Annotated in this window: 8 protein-coding genes; 7 read left to right on the top strand and 1 reads right to left on the bottom strand. The window is 70.2% G+C overall.

What is annotated here, in order from left to right; translation table 11 throughout:
• Positions 1 to 354 precede the first annotated feature (354 nt).
• From FJ091_08495 to FJ091_08485, 3 genes are all read left to right on the top strand, one after another.
• Positions 355 to 2,244, top strand: coding sequence for an SDR family NAD(P)-dependent oxidoreductase (locus FJ091_08495; GenBank protein MBM4383394.1), 1,890 nt, complete (start codon positions 355 to 357; stop codon positions 2,242 to 2,244).
• Positions 2,245 to 2,417: 173 nt separating this feature from the next.
• Entirely contained in the window at positions 2,418 to 4,832 is a 2,415-nt protein-coding gene (locus tag FJ091_08490) for a TonB-dependent receptor plug domain-containing protein (GenBank protein MBM4383393.1), read from the top strand.
• A 67-nt stretch (positions 4,833 to 4,899) separates the two neighbouring features.
• Positions 4,900 to 5,766 (top strand): ThuA domain-containing protein, encoded by an 867-nt coding sequence (locus FJ091_08485; protein MBM4383392.1) that lies wholly within the window; start codon positions 4,900 to 4,902, stop codon positions 5,764 to 5,766.
• Between the two features lie 53 nt (positions 5,767 to 5,819).
• Here the strand turns inward: FJ091_08485 and FJ091_08480 are convergent, their stop codons facing one another.
• Positions 5,820 to 6,971 (bottom strand): cytochrome P450, encoded by a 1,152-nt coding sequence (locus FJ091_08480; protein ID MBM4383391.1) that lies wholly within the window; start codon positions 6,969 to 6,971, stop codon positions 5,820 to 5,822.
• A gap of 175 nt (positions 6,972 to 7,146) precedes the next feature.
• Here FJ091_08480 and FJ091_08475 point away from each other — a divergent pair, with 175 nt between their 5' ends.
• The 4 genes from FJ091_08475 (at position 7,147) to FJ091_08460 (ending at position 11,352) form a co-directional block, all read left to right on the top strand.
• A complete protein-coding gene (locus FJ091_08475; GenBank protein MBM4383390.1) occupies positions 7,147 to 8,226 on the top strand; it encodes an acyl-CoA dehydrogenase family protein in 1,080 nt (359 codons plus the stop codon).
• Positions 8,226 to 9,428, top strand: a complete 1,203-nt coding sequence (locus FJ091_08470; GenBank protein MBM4383389.1) for an acyl-CoA dehydrogenase family protein — start codon at positions 8,226 to 8,228, stop codon at positions 9,426 to 9,428. Before FJ091_08475 ends, FJ091_08470 begins: the two co-directional genes overlap by 1 nt.
• A 1-nt stretch (position 9,429) precedes the next feature.
• Positions 9,430 to 10,242: an enoyl-CoA hydratase/isomerase family protein gene (locus tag FJ091_08465; GenBank protein ID MBM4383388.1), complete on the top strand. Its 813-nt coding sequence runs from the start codon at positions 9,430 to 9,432 to the stop codon at positions 10,240 to 10,242.
• A 72-nt stretch (positions 10,243 to 10,314) separates the two neighbouring features.
• Positions 10,315 to 11,352: a polysaccharide deacetylase family protein gene (locus FJ091_08460; GenBank protein ID MBM4383387.1), complete on the top strand. Its 1,038-nt coding sequence runs from the start codon at positions 10,315 to 10,317 to the stop codon at positions 11,350 to 11,352.

The following is an 11,352-nucleotide window of genomic DNA, read 5'->3' as shown; positions in this document are numbered from 1 at the left end:
TCGCATGAGCCTCTACGGGCACGCGCGCGAGACCACGCCGCAGCTCGACGCCTTCGCGCGCGAGGCCGCGGTGTTCGAGCAGTTCTACGCGGTCTCGGCGCACACGAGCCCCGGAGTCGTCTCGTTGCTCACCGGCCAGGCGCCGCCGGTGCACGCGCAGACCACGCAGTTCAGCTTCTACGACGCGCGGATTCCGTCGCCGCTGCGCGTGCTCGCCGCGCGCGGCTACGACGTCGTGGGTTACGCCGTGCGCGGCGCGACGTACTCAGACCTCGGCTTCACGCGCGGCCAGGACGGCAAGCCGACGGAGCAGCTCCTCGACGAGTTCGCACGCGGCGACAAGCCGTTCTTCGCGTGGCTGCACACGCGCGAGACGCACCTGCCGTACAAGCCCGCGCCCGAGCTGTCAGGGAAGTTCACGCGCGGGATGGCGCTCGAGTCGCCGCTCCTGCGCGCGGTGAGCCAGTTCTCGATCGTGTTGCGCGACGCGAGCGCACAGATCCCATACCGCCACGCGGGCCAGTCGCGGCGAGCGACGCCGACCGCGAGCCGCTGCGCGCGCTCTACGACGAGTGCGTCGCGAGCGCCGACGCGCGAGTCGGGGCGTGGCTGGCGCAGCTGCGCGAGCGAGGCGTGCTCGAGCGCGCGCTCGTCGTGATCTCGGCGGACCACGGCGAGGAGCTGCTCGAGCACGGCTGGGTCGGCCACGCGTCGACCGGCTACGACGCGAAGCTCGAGGACGCGCTGCTGCGCATCCCGCTGATCGTGCGCGTTCCCGGCGCTGCGCACGCGGGGCGCTATCGGGCGCTCGCTTCGCAGGTCGACGTGATGCCGACGCTGTTCGAGCTGTTAGGGATTGCGGCGCCGGAGCTCGCGGAGAACCAGCAGGGCGTCTCGCTCGCGCTCGTGCTGCGCGGCAAGAAGCGCGAAGTGCGCGACCTCGTGTTTGCGGAGACGACGCGCAAGGGCTGGACGACGCCGCGCGGCGAGACGCACGACCGGCTCGTCGCGGTGCGCCGCGCTGGGAGCCGCCGCCCGCGCGAGTCGCGGCAGAGCATCGCGCCGCGCTCGCCGAAGCGTTCGGCAGCGGCGAAGCGAATGCGTTCCTCGCGCGCTGGCATGCGATCGCGCGCATTCACGACACGTGGGGCTTCGAGCGCGCGCCGTTCCACGAAAGCGACGCCGCGTGGCGCGAGCTGCGCGTGCGGGCGGCTGAGCTCGCCGCCGCCGCGATGCGCTGCGAAGCGCGCGGCCTGCCGCTCGACCCGAAGGGCTGTTAGGAGGAGCGCAGCTCGGGCACCGCCCAACAAGCCCTCGCACCCTGCGGCGCTGCGGCCGCGAGCGGGCCGGGCGAGCGTCAAAACCCCGGTCGCGCGGGATAGATTGGCGGCCGAAGGACTGGAGGGCGCCATGGAACGCTTTCGGGAACGGGTGGCGGTCGTGACTGGCGCGGCGAGCGGAATCGGGCGCGCGATGGCGCGGCGGTTCGCGGCGGAGGGCATGAGCGTCGTGATCGCGGACGTCGAGGCGGGGCCGCTCGCCGATGTCGAGAAGGCGCTCGCTGTGAGCGGAACGCAGGTCTTGGCGCGGGTGTGCGACGTCGCGCGGGAAGCGAGCGTCTGCGCCCTCGCCGATGCGGCCGTCGAGCGCTTCGGCGCCGTGCACGTCGTGTGCAACAACGCCGGGGTCGTCACCGCGGGGCCGACGCACGAACTCTCGCAGCAAGACTGGGACTGGGTGATGGGCGTGAACCTGTGGGGGCCGATCTACGGGGTGCGCGCGTTCCTCCCCATCCTGCTGAAGCAGGACGAGGCGCACATCCTCAGCACGGCCTCGACGGCCGGGCTCGTCGCCGGCTTGGCGATCGCGCCGTACAACGTCTCGAAGTTCGGGGTCGTCGCGCTCATGGAGACCCTCGCGCGCGAGCTGGTGAACACGAAGGTCGGCGTCTCGGTGCTGTGTCCGGGCCCGATCAACACGCGCATCCCGCAATCCGAGCGCAACCGCCCGGCGGACAAGCAGGTCCACACCGAAACGGCGGCGGAGAGGCGCTTCTATGCCTCAGCGGGGCCGATGCTGGCGGCCGGCATGGACCCCGCGGAGGTGGCGGACCTCGTGCTGCGCGCGATCCGCGAGAACCGCTTCTGGATCCTCACCCACCCTGAGATGAAGGACGTGCTGCGCAAGCGGGTGGAGCTGCTCGCGGCGAGCGATGCCCTGATTCCGCCTCGACCCAAGGCCTAGCCGGGCCGGAACATTTCGAGACAGCAGTCTTGAAACCCCGGAACGCGCGGGTAACAATCGGGCGCAAATGTATCGGGCCAGCGGCTCCGCGGCCAATCCGTTGAACCTGCATCGAACGCAGGCGCTGGGGCGTCTGCGCAACCGGCCGCAGGTACTTTGGGAGACTCGACGCCATGTTCCAGCGAAAGACGTTTACATGTGCATTGCTGGCGAGCGCGATGGCGCTTCCGGCGTTCGCGCAGGAGGCGGCCCCCGCGGCGGAGGCTGCTGGCGATTCGCGCGGTGGGATCGAGGTAATCGAGATCACCGCCCGCAAGTTGAGCGAGAACCTGCAGGACGCGCCCATCGCGGTGTCGGCGTTCAGCGCGGAATCGCTCGAGGGCCTCGGCATCGGCGACACGCAGGACATCTCGTCGATGGCGCCGAACCTCTACCTCACGCAGACGCCCGGCTCCGTCGCGAATCTCGCCCTCTCGATCCGCGGCGTGGCGGGCGCTGAGCCGCTGCTGACGCGCGAGCAGGGGGTTTCGATCTACATGGACGACGTCTACATCGCGCGCGTCACGGGCGCGATCATGGACCTCGTCGATGTCGAGCGCGTGGAGGTCCTGCGCGGCCCGCAAGGCACCCTCTACGGCCGCAACTCGACCGGCGGCGCGGTGCGCTTCATCTCGCGCAAGCCGACCGAGGAGTTCAGCTTCTCGCAGCGCTTCGGCACGGGCTCGTGGAGCAAGGTCGAGTCGCGCACGGTCGTTAACACGGGCGAGATGTTCGAGGGCTTCGCGGCGACGCTCGCCTACTTCCACTCGCAGAAGGACGGCTACCGCAACAACACGCTCGCCGAGCGGAACAACGACTACGGCGCGAAGAACACCGACGCGTTCCGAGTGGCGCTGCGATACCAGCCGACCGAGACGCTCACGCTCGACTACTCGTTCGACTACTCGAACCTGGAGGGCCACGGCCCGGGCTTCCAGCTCGTGGCGATCTCGCCCACGCTCGAGGGCGCACTCCGCGCCGGCGGCGTGAACACCGGGAAACTCAAGATGGGGCGGCGACCCTGGCGCACCGGAACGAAGGCGTTCAGCGACCTGTCCGGCGATTTCGACGGGGTTTCTGAGCACACGATCCGCGGCCACAACCTGAACGTAGGCTGGGATCTCGGCTTCACGAACTTCACGGGCATCGTCAGCCATCGCGAGTGGGAGAACACCGAAGTTGGCACGGAGCTGGACGGCAACGCCCTCGGCACCGTGACCGCTTTCGTGAACAGTGCAGTCCTCGCGCCCGTGCCGCCGGCGCCTTACTTTGGCGCGTACTGCCCGGGTGGCCGGTTCCAAGGCTGCCTCGGGCCGGTCGCGAAAGCGAACCTCTTCGACGCGACCAACGAGCGCCACCAAGATCAATGGTCGGTCGAGACGCGCTTCGACGGCGACCTGATCACCGAAGATCTGCAATACGTGGCGGGTTTCTACTACTTCACCGAAGACTTCAACGAGAACAACTTCCAGCGCTACCTCTACCCGTTCAGCCCCTTCCTGCCGGCGCTCTCGCTCACGAACCCATTCCGCTACCGCGGAGACGCGCGCTCCTGGGCGCTCTTCGCGAACTTGAACTACACGCTCCCGTTCCTCGAGGACCGGCTCTCGGCCTCCGCAGGCATTCGTTACTCGGCGGACGAGAAGTCGTTCGCCCGCTCGGCGCCGATCGTCTCGAGCGGCGCGCAAGACTGGGACAGCATCGACTGGGAGGCCTCGCTCAACTTCGAGGCCACCGACGACATCACCGTCTACTTACGAGCGGCGTCGGGCTATCGAGCGGGCGGTTACAACCTCCGCACGGCTCTGCCGGTGATCGCCCCGTTCGACGAGGAGCGCGTGAAGTCGGTCGAGCTCGGCGTCAAGTCCGAGTGGTTCGATCGGCGCGCGCTGCTCAACCTGACGGGCTTCTGGAGCGTCTCGCGAGACCGGCAGACCGACGTGTTCGCGGCGGGTCCGGGGGGAGCCACGTCGATCACGATCAACGCTGGCGAGGCGGAGATCCCGGGCGTCGAGGCCGAGTTCCAGCTCGTCCCGATCGACGGGCTCACGTTCTCGGGCAACGTCGGCTGGATCAGTCCGCGGTACAACTCGTACCCCGTGATCGACTCGGTGACGCGGGCGACCGTCGACCTCGCGCACGAGGCGGGCTTCGGTTACCAGCCGAAGATCACCACCTCGCTCGGCGCTATGTACGAAACGGCCCCGATCGGCTCGGTCGGATTCGTGCTGACTGCGCGCGTCGACGCGCACTACACCGGTTCGCGCATCTGGAGCCCGCTCGACGACGAGCGGTCGAACAACCGGCCCGTGGTCACCGCGTTCCGCGACCTGCTGCGCGATGGCAGCTACTGGCTGACCGACGTGCGTTTCACGGTGTCGGAGATCCCGCTCAACGACAGGGCGAAGATCCGCGCCTCGGTGTTCGGCAAGAACATCTTGGACGAGGACTACATGCTCTCGGGCATCGACTTCGGCGCGCTCGGCTTTGCCGGCGCCGCGTTCGGCGAAGGCGCCACGTGGGGCATCGACATCACGCTCGACATCTAGTCAGCGTTGACTCCCTGACAGCCGGCGGCGGAGGCGACTCCGCCGCCGGTTCTGCTTTGGAGGCGAAGTGAAGCGCGCACTCGGACTCGCGGTGCTCCTCGTGCTCGCCTTCCTTGCCTTCGCGGCGTGGCGCATCTGGCCGAGCATCCGCGCTGCACGCGGTGGCGTGCCGCCTGTGTACGACACCGTCGCGCCGCAGCTTGCCCCCGAGCTGTTTGGGCCGCGCTCGCCCGGCGACGTGCGCATCCTGCTCTTCTCGAAGACGAGCGGCTTCCGCCATGCAGAGGCGATTCCCGCTTGCGAGCGTTCCGTGCGCGAGATCGCCGCGCGTCGCGGCTGGCGCGTGTTCGCGACCGAGAACGGCGCGGTGTTCTCGGACGAGTTGCTCGCGCACTTCGACGTCGTCCTCGGCAACAACACCACGGGCGACAACTGGGACCTAGCGCAGAAGACCGCGTTCGTGCAGTTCGTCGAGCGCGGCGGCGGCTTCGTCGGCGTACACGGGGCGGCGGGTACGCGGTACGAGTACTGGGACTGGTACAAGGACACGCTGATCGGGGCGCGCTTCATCGGGCACCCCGTGTTCCCGCAGCTGCAAGACGCCACCGTCGTCGTGGAAGACGCTGCGCATCCCGCGATGAGCACGTTGCCGGCGCGCTTCACCGCGCACGACGAGTGGTACAGCTTCGCCGCGAGCCCGCGCGGGCGAGTGCGCGTGCTCGCCACGCTCGACGAGAGCAGCTACTCGCCGCGCGAGCTGTTCAGCAGCATCGCGATGGGCGACCACCCCGTCGTGTGGTCACATTGCATCGGCCGCGGGCGCAGCTTCTACTCCGCGCTCGGGCACACCGCCGCCGCCTACGCGACGAAGGAGCACACCGCGCTGCTCGAAGGCGCGCTGGCTTGGGCCGCGGGCGAAGGGACGTGCGACTGAGCGCCCCCGAGTGCGAGCTCTGACCCCTCGAAGTGCTCAAATCAACTGTGCCGCTACGCGCCCACCAGCGGCAGCGACTCGAAGCCGCGGATCACGGTGCTGTGCGTGCGGCGTGCGGGCGCATCGCCCGGTCCGAGCTCGCGGAAGCGCGCGAGCATTCCCTCCAGCACGCAGCGCGCTTCGAGGCGCGCGAGGCCCGCGCCGAGGCAGAAGTGCAGGCCGAAACCGAACGCGAGGTGGCGCGCATTGTCGCGGCCGAGGCGGTACTCGTCGGCGGCCTCGAACTCGCGCTCGTCGCGGTTCGCTGCGGCGAACGAGACGATCACGCGGTCGCCCGGTGCGAGGCGCACGCCGTGAAGCTCGATCTCGCGGGTGCAGTCGCGCGCGAGGTTCTGCACGGGGCTGTCCCAGCGCAGCGTCTCCTCGAGCGCTCGCGGCACGAGGCTCGGGTCGTCGCGCAGCTGCTTCCAGAGCGCGGGCCGCTGCGAGAGCACGCGCAGCTGGTTGCCGATCAGGTTCGTCGTCGTCTCGTTGCCCGCGACCAGTAACAACAAGCAGAACGACTCGATCTCCTGCTGCGTGAGCTTTCGCCCCTCGATCTCGGCCGCGAGCAGCGCGCTGATCAGGTCGTCGCGCGGCTCGGCGCGGCGGCGCGGGATCACCTCGTCGCGGAAGTACGAGATCATCTCGAGCGCGGCGGCGATCAGCGTCGGCGACGGCGGCTTCTCCATCAGGCCGACGAGCGCGTCCGACCAGCGCCGGAAGTCGGCGCCGCGCTCGGGCTCCACCCCTAACATCTCGGCGATCACCGTCACCGGCACCGGCACCGCGATGCGCGGCACCGCGTCGAACGCGCGGCCCGGCAATGCGTCCAGCAGCTCGCGCACGAGCGCGCGAATGCGCGGCTCGAGCTCCGCCACGCGCCGCGGCGTGAACGCGCGGCTCACCAGCGCGCGCAGCTGATCGTGAAGCGGTGGGTCGGTCGTCGCGACGGTCGGCGAGGGCGGCATCGGCCCCGCGACGTTCTGGCTGCGCGCGTTGCTGAACGTCGCGTGATCGCGCAGCACGTCCAGCGCGTCCGCGAAGCGCGTCACCACGACGTTCCCGTAACGGGGCTCGCGGTAGGCCGGCGCGTGCTCGCGCAGCCACGCGTAGGTGGGATACGGATCCTCGTGGAACTCGGGCGTGAACACGTCCGGCTGCATCGCCGCGGCACCTCCGGGCGCGAGACAGCATGGCGCACCCGCGACCGAACGAGCGCACCCAACTCCTCGCGACGAGAAGCGGATCAGCGGCGGCGATAGCCGCCCGCTGCATCCGCCGAGCATCGCGCCCGATCGAGCCTCCGCTCGATGTACCGTGCCGACCACGGAGCACCGCATGTTCGACTGGAGCATTCCCGAAGAGCTGGAGCTGATCGTCGCGACCACGCGCGATTTCGCGCGCGCGCAGCTGGCGCCGCACGTGCGCGAGGCCGAAGGCGCGCGTCGCATATCGGCGGAGGTGGCCGCGCGTTACGCGGAGCTCGGGCTCGCGACGCTGGAGTTGCCCGTCGCGCTCGATGGCGCGGAGCTCGGCGCCGTCGCACGCGCGCTCGTGAACGAGGAGCTCGGCGCCGCGGACCCCGGCGCCGCGCTCGCGCTCGATCCCCTCGGCGCCGCGCTCTATCCCCTGCTCGAAGCTGGCGGCGAGGACGCGCTGCGCGAGCACGCCCTTCCGCTGCTCGCGCGCCCCGGCGCCCGCTCCCTGCTCGTTACGGCCCACGACGCACGGCTCGAAGCGCGCGGGGATCGTCTGCGCGGCTTCGCGCCGTGGGTGCCCGCCGAGCGAGCGGATTTGCTCGTCTACATGAGCGAGGACGAGATCGTCGTCGCGCGCGAAGGAATCACCGCGAAGCCGCTGCGCGGCGCCGGGTTGCGTGCGGCCGGGGCGAGTGAGCTGCACGTCGACGCGCCCATCGTCGCGCGCTGGCTCGATGGCGAGGCGGTGGGCGAGGCGCTCGCGCACGCGCGCATCTACGCCGCCTCGCTGCTCGTGGGCGTGCTGCGGCAGGCGGCCGAGGCCTCGCGCGAGTACGCGATGCAGCGCGTCGCCTTCGGGCGCCCCATCGCGCACCACCAGGCGCTCGCGTTCCTGATCGCCGACATGCGCACGGCCGTCGATGGCGCGCGCGAGTTGTTACTGGAAGCCGCATGGCACCTCGATCAGGGGATGCCTGCCGAGTCGCTCGCGGCGGCGGCGTTCGCCGAGGCGATCGAAGCCTCCACCTTCGTAGGCCCGAACGGGATCCAGATCCTCGGAGGCCACGGCTTCATGCAGGACTACCCGCAGGAGAAGTACATGCGCGAAGCGCGCGCGCTCGGACTCTTGTTGGGCGGGTTCGATGTCGCGCGGCAGGAAGCGGGCGACCACGTCTGTGCCAGCGAGCCGCCGCTGCAGCTGAGCTCGGGGGAGCGCTGATGGACTTCACGATCGACAAGGAAGCAGCGGAACGCCTCGCGCGCGTGCGCCAGCTCGGCGCGACGCACATTCGGCCGCTCGGCATCGAAGCCGACCGGCTCGGACGCCCGGTTCCGCCGGACCACGACTACTTCAAGTTGTTACTGAAGGCGGGCCTCGGCCGAACGCGCTGGCTGCCGCCCGAAGTCGCCGCGAAGCAGGCGCCCGCGGAGAAGCGCAGCGGGCCCGGCAATGCGCGGGCGATGATTCACGTCGCGGAGGAGCAGGCGTACTGGGATCGCGGGGTGGCGACGGCGACGCCGGGGCCGGGGATGAGCGAGCCCACCATCCTCTCGATGGGCACCGAGGATCAGAAGCGCCGCTTCCTCGGACCCTTCGTCGAGCCCGAGAAGCCGCGCTGGGGCGCCTTCGCGATGACGGAGCCGGGTGCGGGCTCGGACGTCGCCGCGATCCAGTCGACCTGCGTGCGCGACGGCGCGCACTGGATACTGAACGGCGAGAAGTCGTTCAGCGGCAACGCGAGCCGCGCGGACTGGATCCTGGTGTGGGCCACCGTCGACGCTTCGCAGGGCCGCGCGGGCCATCGTGCGTTCGTGCTCGAGAAGGGCACGCCGGGGCTCGGCAACTTCAAGATCGAAAAGAAGATGGGCATCAAGGGCTACGAGTCGACTTCATTCACGATGCAGGACTGCCGCGTGCCCGCGGAGAACTTGTTGGGGGGCGAGGCGCAGTACGCCGCGCGCGCGGGCTTCAAGGGCGCGATGAAGACCTTCAACGCGATCCGACCCTCGATTGCCGCCAATGCGATCGGCATCGGCCGCGCCGCGCTGGACGAAGCGCTCGCGTTCGCGCGCGAGCACGACCGCCTGCACGACGTGCGCGTGCGCGATCGCCTGGAGCGCATCACGCGCAAGCTGCGCATGGCGCGCCTGCTCTGCCTCAAGGCGGTGTGGCTCGCGGATCACGAGCGCCCGAATCAGCTCGAGGCCTCGATGTGCAAGGCGCTCGCGCCGGCGGTCGCCTACGAGGCGGCGAGCCTCGGCATGGAGCTGTTAGGGGCGGTCGGCGGCCGCGGCGATCACCTGATCGAGAAGCTGTTCCGCGACGTGAAGGCGATGGACATCGTGGAGGGCACGGGCCAGATCCAGCGCATCGTGATGGCGCGGCAGCTCGTGAATCTCCCCAACGAGCGAGGCGCGTGACGTGACGACGATCGAACCGGCGGTGCTGTACGAAGTGAGCGACGCGGTCGCCGAGATCACGCTGAACCGCCCCGAGAACCGCAACTCGATGACGCCCGACGTGCTCGCCGGCCTCGCCGACGCGGTCGCGCGCGCGAAGGCCGACGCGGGGGTGCGCTGCGTGATCGTGACGGGGCGCGGCAAGAGCTTCTGCGCCGGCGCCGACTTCCGCTCGCGCGGCGGCGCGGCACCGGGCGGCGGCGAGGACGCGAGCGCCTTCGTCGCGCCGCACGAGCGCTCGTACAACACCTACGCCCCGTTTCTTTCGCTGCTCGACCTCGAAGTGCCGACGATCGCCGCGATGAACGGACACGCGATCGGCGGCGGCCTCGGCCTCGCGATCGTGTGCGACCTGCGCGTGGCGGCCACCGACGCGAAGTACGGCGCGAACTTCGTGCGGCTCGGCCTGCACCCCGGCATGGCGAACACCTACATCCTGCCGCGCCTGATGGGCGTCCCGAACGCGATCGAGTTGCTACTGACCGGCCGCCTCGTCGATGGCGCCGAAGCCGCGCGCCGCGGCCTCGCGCACTACGCGGTCGCGCCCGAACAGGTCCTCACAAAATCGCGCGAGCTCGCCCGCGAGATCGCGAGCGCCGCGCCGCTAGCGGTGCGCTGGACCAAGCGCTCGATCTATCAGGGCCTCGCGTGGGACCCGAAGACCGCCGCGCGCTACGAGGGCCACGTGCAGTCGCGCACGATGGAGACCGAGGACTTCCGCGAAGGCACGAAGGCGCTGCTGGAGAAGAGAGAGCCGAGGTTCCAGGGGCGCTGACTCGAGAGTTGCGTGCGCGTTGCGGGGTTTCTGCCGCCACGCCACGCGTCTCCGAGGCCACCCACCCGCGTCATGCCGCAGCCGTCGTCTTCTCTGCTGCAGCGCGTCCTCGCCGCGCTGCCCGAGGCGCCCGCGCGCGTTCCCAATGGGCTGCACTCGTTCTTCTACCACACGGTGAGCGACCGCCCTCTCGCGCACGCGCGGCACCTTTACGGCTACAAGAGCGCGGCGCAGTTCGAGCGCGACCTCGTGTGGCTGAAGTCGCGCTTCACGCTCGTCGCGCACGCTGACGTGGCGCGGCACCTGCGCGGCGAGCGTGCGCTGCCCGCGAACGCGGCGCAGGTCTCGTTCGACGACGGGCTCGCGGAGTGCTTCGACGTGGCGCGGCCGCTGCTGCTGAAGCACGGCGTGCCGTGCACGTTCTTCGTCGTGCGCGATCTCGTCGACAACGCGCGGCTGATGCACAAGAGCGCGGTGTCGCTGTGCCTCGACGTGCTCGAGCGCGCGAGCGAGGCGGACTTCGGGGCGCTCGCGGCGCGCGCGGGCTCCGCGCTCGGTGCGCGCTTCGACTCGCGCGAGGAGCTCGCCGCAGCGCTGCGCGCGCTCTCGATTCGCGACGAGGCGCGCATGCACGCGGTGTGTGAAGCACTCGGCGTGCGCGAGGACGTGGTGCTGCGCGAGCGCCCGTACATGACGAGCGAGCAGATCCGGCAGCTCGCAGGCGAGGGCTTCACGATCGGCGGGCACACGACGCGTCACGCGGAGCTCGACCTGCTCGATCGCGCCGCCGTGGAGCGCGAGATCGTCGAGTCCTGTGCGTTCGTGCGCGATCTCACGGGACAGCGCGAGGTTCCGTTCGCGATCACGTTCAACGGGCTGCGCTTGCCGCGCGCGCCGCTTCGCGACCTGCTCGCGCGCCACCCGTTCATCGACACGATCTACGACACGAACGACCTGATGGCCGACGCGCCGTTCGTGGTGAACCGAATCTGGGCAGACACACCGGCAGGCGCCGAGCAGGAGACGAACCTCCCGTTCCTGCTGAAAAGAGCGAAGGCGCTCGAGCCGGCGCGTCGATTGAAACGCACCCTCCAACGTCTTCCTCGGTAG

The organism is Deltaproteobacteria bacterium (genome assembly GCA_016875395.1).
GTDB lineage: Bacteria > Myxococcota_A > UBA9160 > UBA9160 > UBA6930 > VGRF01.
This window is presented reverse-complemented; position numbering and strand designations above follow the sequence as displayed.

Bases quoted from the DNA above. Each gene is read 5' to 3' on its own strand.
- FJ091_08480 (MBM4383391.1), bottom strand. From the start codon at position 6,971: ATGCAGCCGGACGTGTTCACGCCCGAGTTCCACGAGGATCCGTATCCC.
- FJ091_08460 (MBM4383387.1), top strand. From the start codon at position 10,315: ATGCCGCAGCCGTCGTCTTCTCTGCTGCAGCGCGTCCTCGCCGCGCTG.
- FJ091_08475 (MBM4383390.1), top strand. From the start codon at position 7,147: ATGTTCGACTGGAGCATTCCCGAAGAGCTGGAGCTGATCGTCGCGACC.
- FJ091_08470 (MBM4383389.1), top strand. From the start codon at position 8,226: ATGGACTTCACGATCGACAAGGAAGCAGCGGAACGCCTCGCGCGCGTG.
- FJ091_08490 (MBM4383393.1), top strand. From the start codon at position 2,418: ATGTTCCAGCGAAAGACGTTTACATGTGCATTGCTGGCGAGCGCGATG.